General features: G+C 56.7%; 12 protein-coding genes and 1 rRNA gene. 3 read left to right on the top strand and 10 right to left on the bottom strand.

Annotated features, from left to right (window positions below; translation table 11 throughout):
- Nucleotides 1-109: ribosomal RNA gene (gene rrf / locus EGK14_RS12195) — 5S ribosomal RNA — on the top strand; the annotation flags it as partial.
- Between the two features lie 296 nt (nucleotides 110-405).
- Nucleotides 406-1,710, top strand: a complete 1,305-nt coding sequence (locus tag EGK14_RS12200; RefSeq protein WP_125289376.1) for an MFS family transporter — start codon at nucleotides 406-408, stop codon at nucleotides 1,708-1,710.
- Here the strand turns inward: EGK14_RS12200 and EGK14_RS12205 are convergent.
- The 5 genes from EGK14_RS12205 to trxC form a co-directional block, all read right to left on the bottom strand.
- On the bottom strand, nucleotides 1,707-2,024 hold the full coding sequence (locus EGK14_RS12205; RefSeq protein WP_125289377.1) for a YfiM family lipoprotein: 318 nt from the start codon (nucleotides 2,022-2,024) through the stop codon (nucleotides 1,707-1,709). The genes EGK14_RS12200 and EGK14_RS12205 overlap by 4 nt on opposite strands.
- A gap of 41 nt (nucleotides 2,025-2,065) precedes the next feature.
- Complete coding sequence (pssA, locus tag EGK14_RS12210) at nucleotides 2,066-3,421, bottom strand: CDP-diacylglycerol--serine O-phosphatidyltransferase (RefSeq protein WP_125289613.1); 1,356 nt, start codon at nucleotides 3,419-3,421, stop codon at nucleotides 2,066-2,068.
- 114 nt (nucleotides 3,422-3,535) lie between these two features.
- The gene (locus EGK14_RS12215; RefSeq protein ID WP_125289378.1) at nucleotides 3,536-6,178 is read right to left on the bottom strand and encodes a bifunctional acetate--CoA ligase family protein/GNAT family N-acetyltransferase; all 2,643 of its coding nucleotides are present in this window, start codon (nucleotides 6,176-6,178) and stop codon (nucleotides 3,536-3,538) included.
- Between the two features lie 765 nt (nucleotides 6,179-6,943).
- Complete coding sequence (locus EGK14_RS12220) at nucleotides 6,944-7,648, bottom strand: tRNA-uridine aminocarboxypropyltransferase (protein WP_125289379.1); 705 nt, start codon at nucleotides 7,646-7,648, stop codon at nucleotides 6,944-6,946.
- Nucleotides 7,649-7,730: 82 nt separating this feature from the next.
- On the bottom strand, nucleotides 7,731-8,150 hold the full coding sequence (gene trxC / locus EGK14_RS12225) for a thioredoxin TrxC (RefSeq protein ID WP_125289380.1): 420 nt from the start codon (nucleotides 8,148-8,150) through the stop codon (nucleotides 7,731-7,733).
- 248 nt (nucleotides 8,151-8,398) lie between these two features.
- Here trxC and EGK14_RS12230 point away from each other — a divergent pair, with 248 nt between their 5' ends.
- The gene (locus tag EGK14_RS12230; RefSeq protein ID WP_125289381.1) at nucleotides 8,399-9,421 is read left to right on the top strand and encodes a tRNA/rRNA methyltransferase; all 1,023 of its coding nucleotides are present in this window, start codon (nucleotides 8,399-8,401) and stop codon (nucleotides 9,419-9,421) included.
- 85 nt (nucleotides 9,422-9,506) lie between these two features.
- Here the strand turns inward: EGK14_RS12230 and emrB are convergent, their stop codons facing one another.
- From emrB to proX, 5 genes are all read right to left on the bottom strand, one after another.
- Nucleotides 9,507-11,042, bottom strand: a complete 1,536-nt coding sequence (emrB, locus tag EGK14_RS12235; protein WP_125289382.1) for a multidrug efflux MFS transporter permease subunit EmrB — start codon at nucleotides 11,040-11,042, stop codon at nucleotides 9,507-9,509.
- Nucleotides 11,043-11,059: 17 nt separating this feature from the next.
- On the bottom strand, nucleotides 11,060-12,223 hold the full coding sequence (gene emrA / locus EGK14_RS12240; RefSeq protein ID WP_125289383.1) for a multidrug efflux MFS transporter periplasmic adaptor subunit EmrA: 1,164 nt from the start codon (nucleotides 12,221-12,223) through the stop codon (nucleotides 11,060-11,062).
- A 149-nt stretch (nucleotides 12,224-12,372) separates the two neighbouring features.
- Nucleotides 12,373-12,903 carry a transcriptional repressor MprA gene (mprA, locus tag EGK14_RS12245; protein ID WP_125289384.1) on the bottom strand — a complete coding sequence of 177 codons (531 nt, stop codon included), beginning with the start codon at nucleotides 12,901-12,903 and terminating at the stop codon, nucleotides 12,373-12,375.
- Nucleotides 12,904-13,378: 475 nt separating this feature from the next.
- Complete coding sequence (locus EGK14_RS12250; RefSeq protein WP_125289385.1) at nucleotides 13,379-14,563, bottom strand: MFS transporter; 1,185 nt, start codon at nucleotides 14,561-14,563, stop codon at nucleotides 13,379-13,381.
- A 460-nt stretch (nucleotides 14,564-15,023) separates the two neighbouring features.
- Nucleotides 15,024-16,016: a glycine betaine/L-proline ABC transporter substrate-binding protein ProX gene (proX, locus tag EGK14_RS12255; protein WP_125289386.1), complete on the bottom strand. Its 993-nt coding sequence runs from the start codon at nucleotides 16,014-16,016 to the stop codon at nucleotides 15,024-15,026.
- Nucleotide 16,017 lies beyond the last annotated feature (1 nt).

A 16,017-nucleotide genomic window follows, 5' to 3' on the forward strand; every position in this document is an offset into this window, starting at 1 on the left:
GCTTTAGCGCGGTGGTCCCACCTGACCCCATGCCGAACTCAGAAGTGAAACGCCGTAGCGCCGATGGTAGTGTGGGGCCTCCCCATGCGAGAGTAGGGAACTGCCAGGCATCAGATTGCGATAACCCCGACCTCACGGTCGGGGTTTTTTGCGTTTGTGCGCCGGAAACGCTCCGATCTCTTTTATGGTACGGCTTTCATAAAGCATTTATCTCCTCATCCAGTTCCTCTCTGTCGGCAGAAGCACGTTCTCCTCACGGCAAAACAGCGCTAAAACGGATCTGCGTCACAAATCTACTCGTCTCTGAAAAAACATATTCTTAACGTTACGCGGGTGCGGTTTACTGCTTGCTGCTGTTTCACTTTTGACGCTAACTATTAGCAAGGAAAAATGCGAGGAGGAATTATGTTCGATGCCGCATCGTCTAAGACAGACGCCGCCAGCACTTCTGTCATCACTACCCGTCAACGGATTTGGGCCATCGTAGGCGCTTCTTCAGGTAATCTGGTTGAATGGTTCGATTTTTACGTTTATTCCTTCTGCTCCCTTTATTTCGCCCATATCTTTTTTCCTTCAGGTAATGCCACCACGCAGCTGCTGCAAACAGCAGGCGTATTCGCCGCCGGTTTTTTAATGCGGCCGGTCGGCGGTTGGCTGTTCGGCTATATTGGCGACAAACACGGGCGCAAAACTTCCATGCTGATCTCTGTTTGCATGATGTGTTTTGGCTCGCTGGTTATCGCTTGTCTGCCAGGCTACGCCGCGATTGGCGTTTGGGCGCCCGCACTGCTGCTACTGGCTCGTTTGTTTCAGGGATTATCAGTAGGAGGAGAGTATGGCACCAGCGCGACCTATATGAGTGAAGTCGCGATTGAAGGTAAAAAGGGCTTCTATGCTTCATTTCAATACGTCACGCTAATCGGCGGTCAGCTGCTGGCTTTGCTGACGGTGGTCGTCCTGCAACAGCTGTTGTCCGATGAAGATTTACGCGCATGGGGCTGGCGCATTCCTTTCGCGCTGGGCGCGCTGCTTGCCGTTGTGGCGCTTTATTTACGGCGCTCTTTAAATGAAACCTCTGACAAAAAAAGCCGCACGCATCAGGATGCCGGATCGTTGAAAGGGCTATGGAAACACCGTCGTGCATTTATAATGGTATTAGGATTTACCGCTGGCGGTTCGTTAAGTTTTTATACTTTTACCACCTATATGCAGAAGTATCTGGTGAATACCTCAGGGATGGATACGCGCAGCGCCAGCGCATTAATGACGGCGGCACTTTTTATCTTTATGCTGATCCAGCCTTTGATCGGTGCGCTTTCCGATAAGATCGGCCGTAAAGGATCGATGCTGATCTTTGGTGGCATGGCGGCGATCTGCACCGTGCCGATCCTGACGATATTACAAAACGTCCAAAGCAGTTGGGTCGCCTTTGCGCTGGTCATGCTTGCCCTGCTGATTACCAGCTTTTATACCTCAATCAGCGGTATCCTGAAGGCGGAGATGTTCCCGCCAGAGGTGCGTGCGCTAGGCGTAGGGCTTTCCTATGCGGTGGCCAACGCTTTATTTGGCGGCTCGGCGGAATATGTGGCTCTGTCGCTTAAGGCGGCGGGAAACGAGAATAGCTTTTTCTGGTATGTTTCCGCTATGGGCGCGGTTGCCTTTCTGGTATCGCTGCTGCTGCATAAGAAAGGGAAGGGGATGAAGCTTTAACGAGCCGTATTCCAGAGAGCATAGCCGGTGGCAGCGCCGGCTATATCCCAGCTGAAATCTTTCCAGCTCCAGCCTGAACCCGCTTCGCGACTGTCATAAAACTCTTTGCCCGTGCCCAGGCTGATGGAGAACAGCAGGCCGAAACTGCCGCTGTGGCTTTCATGCCAGTTCTGACGTTCGCCGTAAGCGGCGCCCGCCGCCGAAAGAAACGCGGAAGAAAAGAAGTGTTCCGCTTTATCTTTACCTGTCCAGCTGTCCTGTGCCATATGGCTACAGCCGGAACAGCAAAGCAGAATAAGAGGAAGCAAGCGCATAAAAAAGCCCTGTATGACCGACAGGGCTTAGTATAGCTGGCTTACAGAATACGGCTGATTAGCCTGTCGATACGGATACGCCGCAGGCGACGGATCAGCTTTCTGACCTTGACCGGATAGTCCGCAATGCTTTCCAAATCCCGATAGTGCTGCACAACCGTGGTATGTTGGCGGATCAGCGCCAGCTCTTTTTCGCGCTGCGCGGCCAGTTCCTGAAGCGGGTCATGGATCAGCACGGCGTTTTCCAGATCGAGCCGCCACGCGCGCGGATTCAGATTGTTGCCGGTGATCAGCATCCACTCTTCGTCCACCCACATGCCTTTCAGATGGTAGCTGTTCTCGCCATCTTTCCACAGCCGCACGGTCAGCTGACCGCTGGTGACATAATATTGCAGGCGGCTGAGGAAGCGGCGCAGGTTAATCTCATACAGATAGGGCAACGCGCCGATAATTTTAAAAGGCTGATCCTGCGGGATATAGAAATCATTTGCGGTTTTGTCACCGACGATGATTTCAACGTCTTTGCCCCGGCGCAGCAGCCAGATAATATTACGGACCAGGATCGCGGGCAGGTTGAAATAGGGGGTACACAGCGTCAGCTTCTGCTCGGCACAGGGCATCAGATGATAAATGGTTTTATTCAACAGGCTGCGTTTACCCAGCCCGACCAGCGGCGTGACCGCCAGCTGCTCGTTGTTGGCGTCGCCTTCGAAATCATAATCGAAGCCACGCAGCTCCTGACGAAACTGCCGCGTTTCGTTTTTTATCTCGGGACTTTTCGGGCGCTCGCGCTGATCGAGCCGGTGAACGGCTTCGGCCTGAATAAGATTGGTGTCAATCCAGTTCAACAGCGTATCGGCCAGCGTGGGATTGGTAATCAGCTGGTAGCGATCGTAACGATAACGCTCGTGCTGATGCAGATAGACGTCGTTCAGACTCGCGCCGGTATAGAGCAGCGTATCGTCAATGACCGAGCCTTTCAGGTGCAGAACGCCCAGCGCTTCACGAGTATTTACCGGCACGCCGTATACAGGAATAGCGATATCGGCATTCTGCTCGGCCATCTCGCAATACCAGTCCGCATTGGTTGCGCCGCGAGAAGCGCCGATACGGCCGCGTTGCGCACGATGCCAGTCAACCAGGATGCGGACATCCAGCCCGGGCCGAAGGCGCTTTGCCTCGTACAGCGCGGAAAGGATAGCTCGTCCGCCGTCATCGTTTTCCAGATAGAGCGCCACAAGGCAGATACGTGTTGTTGCCGATGCTATTTTTTCCAGCAGCGTTTGGCGGAAGTCGGCAGGCGTATACAGCGTGGTAAAATCGGCAACCGACTGAGACAGTTTTGGCAGTTGCGCAAGGTGCTGTTGGTGCTTGTTACGTTTGAATTTAGACAGCATCACAGTGCGTTTCTTCTCTGTTCATGGAATAGCCTTTTGCCTTAAAATCATCGCCATAACCGCTAATGTTACCATCAGTCAGGCGGGATGTGGGCAGTTTTACGTTTCCAGACATTAACCGTTTTCCTGTAGCGTCAGGGAGAGCGCGACAATACCGTCCTCCAGCTGGATATCCACGGTAAAACCCAGCTTGCGCGCCAGCGCTATCATGCCGCGATTATTCGGCATAGTAATGCCGTTGAGCTTCAGCAGACCATGTTGACGGGTATAGTCGATCATTTTTTCCAGCAGCTGACGCCCCAGGCCCAGCCCCTTTAAATCGGAACGCACCAGCACCGAAAACTCGGCGTCCACGTTGTCGGCGTCAGAGACAGCACGCGTTACGCCGACGATCTCATGCTGACGCACCGCAACGATCGCCATCTCCCGATCGTAGTCGATCTGCGTCATGTTAGCCAAATCATCATGGGTGAACTCATTGATCTCGCTAAAGTAGCGATAATAAAGATCTTCTTTCGTCACCTGAGCAATAAACCGCTGTAGCAGCGGCTCATCCTCCGGCAGGATGGGCCGAAACAGCAGCGGTTCGCCGTTTTTCAGCTGCGCCTGTTCTTCCAGCTGGTGCGGATACGGACGGATAGCCAGGCGCGCTTCGGGATCGCCGTCGAAAGGCGCCAGCTGCATGGTGACATCCAGTAACGAGAAGGTTTCACCTGCCGCCAGCAAAGGATGGATATCAAGCCGCCTGATTTCCGGACAGTCCACGATCAGGTTGGACACCTGCACCAAAACCCGGCTAAGGCCCGAAATATCCAGCGGAGAAAGCGCGCTGCGCCCGCGTATTTTGCCATTTTTAATGGCCTGAATAATCAGATAGCGGGCGAGCGCCATATTCAGCGGCGGCAAAGCTACGGCGGCCTGCCGCTCTGCCTGCCACTCAATGCCGCCTTCGCCCAGCATAATCACCGGTCCGAATACGGGATCCTGCTCCATCACGATGCGCAGCTCATGAGCGCCGGCGCGGTTGGCCATGCTCTGCACCAGCAGCCCGTCGATACGCGCCTGCGGCCAGGCGAGTTTGACCCGGTCGATAATGGCTTCCGCCGCCTGCTGCACTTCGCCAGCCGAGCGCAGATAGAGCATCACGCCCTGGACTTCCGATTTATGCGGGATATCGGGCGAGCGCAGCTTAAGCGCTACCGGATAGCCTGCCTGACTGGCTATCTGTACCGCTTCCACGCTGTCGCTGGCGATCCAGGTTGGCAACGTCGTTAAGCCATAGGCCTGCAAAATGCCCTGGACTTCGTGCGTATCCAGTGTGGTTACGCCCTCTTTCAGCGCCTGGCGGATTAGCTGGTGGGCTTCTGCCGTATCGATCGCCAGATCGGTCGGAAGGGCGGGCGTTTCGCGCAGCTGCTTCTGATTACGACGGTATTCCACCATATGCATAAACGCGGTGACCGCGCCTTCTGGCGTACGATAGGTGGGAATACCGGCCTCGCTGAAGTGGCGGCGCGCTTCAGGCGCAGAGAACTCGCCGCACCAGTTGGTCAGCAGGGCTATCTGTTTCGCCCGCGGATGCTTTGCCGTCACCTCTATTAATCGTTGCGCGGTCAGGGTAGCGGGCGCAACGGCGCTGGGCGCGTAAATCACCAGCAGCGCATCGATATCGTGGCTGTCGAGCAGCAGCGATACCACCTGCTGATAGCGCTCTGGCGTAGCGTCATCTTTCAGATCCAAAGGATTACCGGCCTGGCAGCCGTCCGGCAGACAGCCCTGCAGCGCCGCCGTTAACGCCTTGCCCGGTATTGCCAGTTTGCCGCCGCGCGCATCCAGCGCATCCAGCGCCAGCGCGGCAGGCGCGGCGCCGTTACTGATAATCATCAGTCGCTCACCGCGCAGCGGCCGCATATAGCTGAGGGTTTCCACCGCGGAAAAGAGCTCGTGCATATCCTGTACCCGCAGCAGGCCTGCACGCTGTATCGCAGCATCCCAGGCGCCGTCCATGCCGCCGGGCGCGCCCAGCAGCTGACGCGCCTGCTGCGAGCGCCCGCTTTTAATCACCAGCACCGGCTTGTTTCGGGCGGCGCTGCGGGCTGCCGAGACAAAGCGCCGCGCGTCGCTTAACTGCTCCAGGCAGAGCAGAATAGCGCTGGTTTTGCCGTCGCGCGCCAGAAAATCCAGCAGGTCGTCCACGTCGATATCCAGACTGTCGCCGAGCGCAATAAACCAGGAGAAGCCCAGCTGCCGCTGCTGCGCCCAGTCCAGAATGGTATTGGAGACGGCGGCGGACTGCGAAATAAACGCCAGCCTGCCCTGATAAATAGGCACCGGGGAAAAGCTGGCGTTCAGCCCTTGCCAGGGCGCAAGCAGTCCAAGGCTGTTTGGCCCGAGCAGGCGGATCTGCAGGCGGCTGGCGCACTGACGCAGCTCGTCATGCTGGCTGCCCGGTGAAGAGAGAATGATGCAGGCTTTGCAGCCGCGCTCGCCCAGCGCCCGGAGCAGGGCGATATTATGGCGGCTGTGCGTGCAGATTACCGCCAGGTCGGGGGCAAAGGGCAGGCTGGCGACATCGGGCCAGGCCATCACGCCGCATACGGCCTGATACTTTGGCGTGACAGGCAGAACGGAACCGCTAAACCCTCCTGCCAGCAGATTACGCATCATCAGATAGCCCGCGCGTTCCGGGCGCGGCGAGGCGCCAATAACCGCGATGGATTTGGGGCGTAACAGCGCTTCCAGCCCTCGTTGACTCATAGCCATCTCCTGTGCAGAAAAAGTGAGTTTAACGCCAACCGACGTCTGGTGCCGTAGCTAAGCCGTAATCCTCGGTATCAGGTCACAAATTTATCTGGTTTACAGGCTTGCGGATAGCGGAGGGAGGCAGGACGCCGCGAATTTTTCACCTGTGCCGTAGAGAAAATATGGTAATAACCGACTGGATGTTAAAAAAGATTAAATTCTTAAAGGCTGAACGTTTTTATTTTGACGAACTGGCGCTGCCTGATAGCGACTTTCTCTCTTTCAATTATTACATTTCAGCGAGTGATTATTAAGATTGAGCAAGAGGTAAGCAGCAGGTAATAATATGTCAGCAGTAAATATTACCCGCCGTTAAGGTGAGTATTTCCACTAATGGCTGTGAATTAAATGAGTCGTCTGATTTTGTTGGTGATGGCAGGGCTTTTACTTTTGAAATAAACAAGTGCCTTTGGCCGATAACAGAAGCAGGCGGCTCATTTTCCCTTACGGGGACACCGCCTTTTCCCTTATGTGGATACCTTCCGGCGGGTATCAGCCCGGACTTTGCTGAGCAAGATTACCATGAGGCTGCGCAAGGGTTATCCTTTCTTAAATGGACAAGCGGCAGATTTATACTCAGCTGCTGGTTATTCTTTGAGAAGGCATCACCTAATTAAAATGCCGATAGAATACATAACGACAGCCAAAAATAATATTTTGCTAAATACAAATAAAACCCGGAAAGCAGGAGAGGGCGGCCAGTACACAGGCCGTCCTTTTTTAATCGTCGGATGCCACGGTTGCGCTTTGCTGATGAGACGGATGATGCGGTTTACCCGCCAGATAGCGCTGGCGAAACAGATCGAAGTGCCGGAACAGTGCCGTACCCGCTGCGGTATCGCCCGCCTGAAGCAGCAGCTCCGCCGCGACTTCGGCCGTACAGTGCTGGCCGTCGCCGTGCGACTCGCGCAGCTGATAATTAGACGGGCGGCTGAGCGTCAGCGACATTAGCGGCAGCGCATCCAGCCACGGGCTTTTGCGGAACATCTTGCGCGCCTCGGTCCAGGTGCCGTCGAGCATAATAAACAGCGGGGGTTTACCGTTGACGGGAGGACGGTTTATCACCGGGCGATCGGCATCGGCATAGGATTCCGGGAACACCACCAGCGCCTGCACGTCGGGATTTTTTACCGCGGCCAGCAGCCTGGGATCGGGCTCGGTGCGCGACCAGCCGAAAGCCTGCGTATCGGGCAGAATATCGGCAATCAGGCGGCCCGTGTTGCTGGGCTTCATCGGTTCGCTGTCAAACATCACCAGGCAAAAACGGCTGCGCGCCGCTACCGGCTGTAGGGTTTCGCACAGGCAGTTCTTTTTTGGCAGCAGGCAGCGCTGACAGCGGGGGATACGATTGCCGCGAGCGAGAAAAGGACGGGTGGCCCGCGCAAGGCGCTCGGCGCGCAGGCGAAGAACGGCGTTTTCGATCATAGGGATTTATCTGGGGAAAACGCCATTCTGGCAGAAAAGCGGTAAAAACAGTAGTGGCCAGGCGAAACTGACCACAAAGGATTCAGAGGTTTTCGTCCAGCCACTCGTTGAAAGGAGCTTTAGGCATCGCGCCGCTGAGCATATCCACCATCTGACCCTGTTTAAAGATCATAATGGTCGGGATGCTGCGGATGCGAAAACGTGCGCTGATCTCCGGCTCCGCTTCGGTGTTCACCTTCAGGAAGCGAACCTGGCCGCCGCGCTCTTGCGCAACGTCTTTATACACCGGCGCAAAGTTAACGCAGGGGCCGCACCACGGCGCCCAAAAATCCACGACAACCGGCAGATCGTCCTGTAAATATTTATCCAGCGTGGCGGTAGTGGCGTTAATAACCTCGCCATTGAAAAGCTCGTCGCCGCAGCGGCCGCACTTTGCGCCGTCTTCAATACGTTCCGGCGGCACGCGGTTGGTCGCCTGGCATGAAGCACAAACCGTATTCATGATACACCTCGGTAATATAAGTAAGTGGTCACTTACTTTGTTATGATTAAGTAGCGGTAATTATGGTTCGGCTTTGCGTCGGCAACAAAGAGATTTGTTCAATGGGTACAATAGGTCGTGACTCACGCGATTTATGCTGTCGTAAAGGCCAGCGCGGCGCGGAAACGAACCTTTAGCGGGAAGTTAATAGCTAAGCGGTGCCACATCAGGTAATCTGCGCGCTTCGCGCTCAGCCAGGTGGAGGGAAAATGAACGACGAATTTAAAGGTAAAAGCGGTAAAGTCAAAGTGATGTATGTCCGCGGCGATGATGAGAGCAGCAGCCGGGCGGGAAATCCCCGTACCGGTAAAGGCGCGCCTCGTCCGGACGGCGACCGCCGTTCTTCACGTAATACAGAAAAGCCGCGTGGCGGGCGCGATCGCGACGTAGCAGGCGGTTCGCCATGGCGTACGGTTTCACGCGCGCCGTCAGCGGTAGATGATAAGCCCGATCACGGCGGCATCGGCGGTAAAAGCGGGATCGACCCGGAGCAGATCCGTCGTCAGCGTAATGAAGAAACGCGCGTCTATGGCGAAAATGCCTGTCAGGCGCTGTTCCAGAGCCGTCCCGACTGCATCGTGCGCGCCTGGTTCGTCCAGAGCGTGACGCCGCGTTTTCGCGATGCGCTGAAGTGGATGGCCGCCAACCGTAAAGCCTACCATGTGGTGGACGATGCGGAGCTGGCGAAGGCGTCCGGCACCGAACATCACGGCGGCGTCTGCTTCCTGATCAAAAAGCGTCCCGGCATTCAGGTTCGCGAGTGGCTGGCTAAGGCGCCAGAGAAAGATTGCGTGCTGGCGCTGGAAGATATCGGCAACCCGCATAACCTGGGCGGCATCATGCGCAGCTGCGCGCACTTCGGTGTGAAAGGGCTGCTGGTGCAGGATGCTTCGCTACTGGAATCCGGCGCGGCGGTACGCACGGCGGAAGGCGGCGCGGAACACGTGCAGGCTATCAGCGGTGAAAGCTTTGCTGAAGGTCTGGATGCGTTTCGCCGTGCCGGTTACGCTATCGTAACCACGTCCAGCCATCAGGGCGAACCGCTGGCGCAGGCTGCGCTGCCTGCTAAGATGGTGCTGGTATTGGGTCAGGAGAGCGACGGTCTGTCCGACACCACGCTGGAGCAGGGCGACCTGAGCGTTTCTATCGGCGGCACCGGCAACGTGGAAAGCCTGAACGTTTCCGTAGCGACCGGCATTCTGCTGGCGGAATGGTGGCGTCAGAACGCCTGAGGCGAAGCGGGCCGTTAAGGTTCATGAAAGCTGACGGTTAAGCCATTAAAAACGGGCCATTGCGGCCCGTTTTTTTTATATCGACTCAGTGCGCGCCGCCGCCGCCGCTGCCGGAGCCAAACGGCGGCCGGGCAAACCAGACCAGCACCAGCAGAAACAGAAAGACGCCAGCGGAAGCCCAGAAAATCTCGTTGGCGGAGATAATCAGCCCCTGATTAGTGATCTGCTGCGCAATCCAGCCCGAAGCCTGATCGTGCGACATCCCCAGCTGATTCAGCTTGCCGTACATCTCCTGCGAATTGAAGTTGTAAGCGTTCACTGACTCCGTAAGCTGGCTGTGGTGCATCGCCTCGCGGTCGGTCCACATTGTGGTAGTTATCGAGGTGCCGATCGACCCGGCCAGCGTGCGCGTAAAGTTCGACAGGCTGGACGCGGCCGCCAGCCGCTCCGGCGGCAGTCCGGACAGCGTGATGGTGGTCAGCGGCATAAAGAAGCAGGCCACGGCAAAGCCCTGAATAAACTGCGGCCAGGCCGATGCGCCGAAATCCATGCCGGGTTCAAACGTATAGGCTCGCCAGTAAAAGCAAACCGCATACATAATAAAGCTGAAGGTGACCAACTTGCGCATATCCAGCCGATGGGCAAAGCGGCCGATGATGGGCGACAGGATCACCGGCAGGATGCCGACGGGCGCGGAAGCCAGCCCGGCCCAGGTGGCCGTATAGCCGTAGACCTCCTGCAGCAGCTGCGGCAACAGCACTATCGACCCGAAATAGAGCATATAGGCCAGGCTGATACAGAGACAGCCGATGGTGAAATTCCGCGACTTAAACAGCGACAGGTCGATGATCGGATGGTCGTCCGTCAGCTCCCAGACCAGCAGCACCGCCAGCGCTATCACCGCGACAATGGTTAGCGTGATAATCTCCGGCGAGCTGAACCAGTCCAGTTCCTTGCCGCGGTCAAGCATCATTTGCAGCGAGCCAATCCCGACGATCAGCAACACCAGTCCCACCGTATCGATAGGCCGGATGGCGGTAGCCGTTTCCCGATTGCGCAATGTTTGCAGCGTCAGGATCACTACCACCACGCCGATAGGCACGTTGATAAAGAAGATCCAGCCCCAGTGATAGTTATCGCTGATCCAGCCGCCCAGGATCGGGCCGCAAATAGGCGCGACGATCACCGTCATCGCCCAGAGCGACAGGGCGATGCTGCGCTTTGCGGGCGGATAGTTGCTGAGCAGCAGGCTCTGCGACAGCGGGATTAATGGCCCGGCCACCACGCCCTGCAGAACGCGAAAGAAAATCAACATGCCCAGGCTATTGGACATGCCGCATAGCCAGGAGGCAACGGCGAAAGCGGCGGTTGCCCAGACAAAGAGCTTTACTTCACCCACGCGCTTCGCCAGCCAGCCGGTGATAGGGATAGAAATCGCGTTGGCGACGCCGAACGAGGTCACCACCCAGGTGCCCTGCGAGTTAGAGGCGCCCAGATTACCGGCGATAGTCGGAATAGCGACGTTGGCGATAGTGGAATCCAGCACCTGCATAAACGTCGCCAGCGACAGCGCGATGGTCATCAGAACCAGCTGGGTGCCTTCAAGCGGTTTTTGTGCCATAACAGCCTCTCGCGCGCTCAGCCCGCATTTGCGTGAATGATATCGGCAATCAGCTGGTTGACCGGAGCCAGATCCAATGCCAGCGCGTTGCTTTCATAAGCGGGTTTCTGGCGCATGCTGGTAGCAAGTACGCTGCCGTCTTTATTGCTGGTATCGATTTTAACCAGCGTCGACAGACCGATGCGCAGCGGATGACGCGCGACCTCGTCAGGGTTTAGCTCAATACGCACCGGCAAACGCTGCACCACTTTGATCCAGTTGCCCGTTGCGTTCTGCGCGGGCAGCAGCGAAAACGCGCTGCCGGTACCCATATCCAGCCCTACGACTTTGCCGTGATAAACCACGTCGTCGCCGTAAATATCGCTGACCACCGTGGCAGGCTGACCGATACGCACATCGGCCAGCTGCGTTTCTTTATAGTTGGCGTCCACCCAGAGATTTTTCTCCGGCACCACGGCCAGCAGTGGCGTAGTGGTTGAGATCTGCGAGCCAACCTGCACGCTGCGCCGGGAGACGAAGCCGTCAATCGGACTGACGATCCCGGTACGCTGCAAAGCCAGCCACGCATCACGCAGTTCGGCCGCGCTCTGTTTTACCGCCGGCTGATTCTCCAGGGAGGTATTCAGGATTGCCGCCTGGTTGGCGTTATACTGCTCGATCGCCACTTCAAGCTGCGCCTGCGCCGTGGCGACGGCATCACGCGCGTGCTGCAAATCTTCGCGTCCGATCAGGTTTGCGGCGCCCAGCGGTTCGCGGCGCTTGAGATCGGCCTGCGCCTGCGCCAGCGCGGTTTTTTGCAGTTCAATCGTCGCCTGATACTGCTTGCCGTTGATAATCAGCTGGTGGGTCTGACGCACGCTGGTCGCCAGCGCGGTCTGCGCCTTCTCGAAAGCCTGCTCCGCGTCCGTTTTATCCAGCGTTACCAGCACGTCGCCTTTATGGACGCGATCGGTATCGTCAAACCAGACCTTGTTGACGCTGCCCGATACCTGCGCCATGACCTGCACCTGATTGCCCGCGACATAAGCGTCATCGGTTTCCTGAAAATGGCGCAGCACGATAAACCACCACGCCAGCCACGCCAGCCCGGCGATGACGAAAATCATCGCCAGCACGATTAATGCGCCTTTGCGCTTTTTCTTTTTATTATGATTGGGTTGCTGCTGTGCTTCTGCACTCATAAGGTTCTCCACGTTCATCCTGGCAGGCTTCGGAGGCCGGTTCCGGATCCGAAAATGCCAGCGCAAAAGCGCTGGCATCAGTTGGGTTGCGGCTAAAATAGCGATAAGCGGCGGCGGTTGTGTCGCACAATATGCTATCGCGGGACAGCTTAGCGAGAAAGGGCGGCGATCGTCTCGTCTTCGTCCATTTTGTCCAGACGAGTCAGTAGCTTACGCGTTATTCCTTCCAGCTGGCCTTTTTCTGCCGGACTGAGCGCAGACCATAGCAGCTGCAGGGACTGATGCTGCGGCGGCAGCAGCTGACGCAGAAAATCATGGCCTTTCTCGGTTAAATGCAGATGCAGGCAGCGGCGATCGTTATCGCTCTCACGGCGTTCGATCCAGCCGCGCTTTTCCAGCTCATCGGCGATACGGGTGGCGTTAGTACGGGACGAGCCCAGCGCGGAGCTGAGTTCTGAAGGCTGAATACTGTGGTTTTCCTGCGCGTCGAGCGTGATCAGCGCCATAAACAGCGTCTCGTTAATCCCCTGTGCCTTGAGCATTTTGTTGCGATTTTCCAGCAGCTTGCTCTGCATATGCATACAGAGGCGCGTCAACATAATTTCCTGTAAAGGGAAATCTTTCTGACGGTTAGCGCGGAAATTCAGCATCTGTTCAATGGGGGCAAACGAACTTTCCATCTGGGGGAACCTCATAAGTTGCAACTGGTATTGTAACGACGGCGATATAATGTCGTGTCTGTCGGCTGGTATGGCCAGCCAACGCCATCTCTAATGTCCAGGTCACTCCATAACCCAGGGCGTTACGCAGCGCCGGAACGGGGCGCTGCTACAGGTTCTACCTGTCATGCCCGAACCCGGAGGCCGGGCGAAAACGGCAAACCGGCGGGAGTGGGCTGCCAAAAAACGTCAAACCCAATCGCCTGCCAGCAGGCCGGGGCAATCAGCGCGGGGCCGGTTACCAATTATTGCTACGCTATAACCGAAAAAATTCCGCATAGCGCCTGCGTAACAAGGGATGCTGTACCGTTAAGAATTTAATAGTTTCAATCGAAAAAGTAACCAGCCTGAATAAGTGTCAGGCTAACCATACCAGACTGTGTAAACGCTTAACAGGGCGGCGGCGCTGAAAGTGTTGCAATACGTTATCAACCGGTTAATCCGTTACCAGCTCGTAACGGGAGCCTCGCCACCAGCTCAACAGGTTAAGCAAGGTGATGAAAGCGCCCGCCGCGCAGACGCCGTGCCAGCCAGCGTACTGATAGGCGGCGGCCGAGAGCAGCGAACCGGCGGCACCGCCGATAAAATAGCTGGTCATATAACCGGCGGTAAGACGGTTGCGCGCCTCTGGCATAGCGCGATATATCACGCTCTGATTGGTAATATGTACGCCCTGTACGGCCAAATCGAGCAGGATAATGCCAATAACCAGCGCAGTCAGCGAGTGACCGCCCATCGCGGTGATTGCCCATGAGGCCAGCAGGATCAGCAGGCCAAGGGTAGTGGTCAGCCGAGCCTTGCCTTTATCCGCCAGCGAACCCGCCTGACGAGCCGCCAGCGCGCCCGCAGCGCCCACCAGCCCGAGCAGGCCGATTTCGCCTTCCGAGAAACCGTAAGGCGGCGAAGCCAGCAGGAAAGCCATTGAGGTCCACAGCATACTGAAATTGGCGAATGCCAGGCAGCCGATAACCGCGCGGGTTCTTAAGACCGGCGTGGTAAAATAGAGCGTGAAGATTGAGCGCAGCAGCTGCGGATAGTTAAGCGACACCGACTGCTTATAACGCGGCAGATAGCGCCATAACGCCAGCGCCATCAGCACCATCAGCACGCTGGCGACCCAGTACACGGTGCGCCAGCCGCCCAGCTGTGCCAGGCCGCCTGCAACGGTGCGCGCCAGCAGTATACCCAGCAGCAGGCCGCTCATTACGGTACCAACGACTTTACCTCGCTTCTCCGGCGCGGCCAGCGTGGCCGCCAGCGGCACCAGGATCTGCGCCACCACCGAAAACAGCCCGGTCAGCGCCGTGCCCAGCAGCATAAAGACAATATTGGTGGAGAGCGCGGTTATCACCATGCCGCCCGCTGCCAGCAGGCTCATCACCACAATCAGCGCCCGGCGCTCCAGCATATCGCCCAGCGGTACCAGCAGCAGTAAGCCGACGGCGTAGCCAAGCTGTGCGGTGGTGACGATAAACCCCGCTTCGTTAACGGAAAGAGAAAAAGCGCGCGCGATGGTTTCCAGTAGCGGCTGCACATAATAGTTGCTGGCAACGGAAAGGCCGGTGGCGATCGACATCAGGGCAACAAGAGCAGAGCTGAGACCGTGCTGAGGGGATTTCATGGTGATAATCAGAAATTTAAAGAGAAGAATAGCTTGATAGTAACCTGAAAAACTATTTTATTTATAGAATTATTTACAATTGGCGCGGATTGCTGCCGACAGCGGAAAGGGGAGTTTTGCCGCAACCCTGTAGCCAGGGAAATGAGATAAGAGGGCACGTGTTCCGCGCCGGAAACGACGCGGGACAGGCTGTATAATGGCAAACCGGTTATCTTCTTTCACAGAGCTATATTGTGGCGAACGGGCCGTGTGCTTCCACGTAACTCTATCGTGGCGAACGGGCCGTGTGCTTCCACGTAACTATATCGTGGCGAACGGGCCGTGTGCTTCCACGTAACTCTATCGTGGCGAACGGGCCGTGTGCTTCCACGTAACTATATCGTGGCTAACCGGCCGCGTTCTTCCACATAGCTATATTGTGATTACCCGGCCGTGCACTTTCCCTGTATCAGGCGGGTTTTTATTTAGCGGCGGCAAGCGCATCGTTGATCCAGCCGTCAAACTGCGCCTGATGCGCTTTGATCCAGCCGTTGACCTGTGCATTGATATCCGCTTCGCTCGACTGACCCTGCTGCATACGCGCATTCTGCGCATTGATATCCGCCAGCGGCAGTTTCATTTCGGCAAACAGTTTAGCGGCTGCCGGGTTTTTCTCTGCCCAGGCTTTGTTCGCTACGATATGCATACTGTTGACCGGGAAGCCGTAATTAGCGCCGTTCGGCAATTTCGTATCCAGAGCCTTTTGCTCGCCAGGCATGGCGGAAAACGGCACCTGTAGCCAGACGACATCCCGGCCGGGCACCAGCTTGTCGCTGACCCAGTAAGGCGTCCAGGTGTAGTAAAGGATCGGCTTGCCTTCTTTAAAACGGGAAATCGTATCGGCAATCATTGCCGAATAGTTGCCCTGATTGTGTTCAACCGTATTGCTCAGGCCGTAGGCTTTGATCTGATGGTTGATAACCGCTTCGCAGCCCCAGCCTGGCGTACAGCCGGTCAGATCCGCTTTGCCGTCGTTGTTGCTGTCGAAAAGCTTCGCCAGCTCAGGATCTTTGAGCTGGTCGATTCGGGTAATATGATATTTTTCGGCGGTTTTCTTATCAATCAGATAGCCCTGCGCCGCGCCCTGCACATAGGTGCCCTGACGAGAGAACTTCGCGTCTCCGCCTGCCGCTTTATACATATCATCATGCAGCGGCTGCCAGTTGACGGCGGTAAAGGTGGCGTCGCCGGCGGCCAGCGAGGTATAGCCAACGTTGTAATCCACCTCGCCCGGTTCGTCGACGGTATAACCCAGCTTTTCCAGCGCGCGGCTGACCAGCAGTGTCTGGAAGGTTTCCTCCGAAATAGTGCTTTGAATGGGTTTAACGGTAATGCCTTTACCAGGCAAATCGGCGGCAAAAGCCGGAAGGGCCAGCGTGGAGAATGCGGCGGCTAACAGTGCTGTCTTACGCATA

Source organism: Erwinia sp. 198, assembly GCF_003937915.1.
Lineage (GTDB): Bacteria > Pseudomonadota > Gammaproteobacteria > Enterobacterales > Enterobacteriaceae > Erwinia > Erwinia aeris.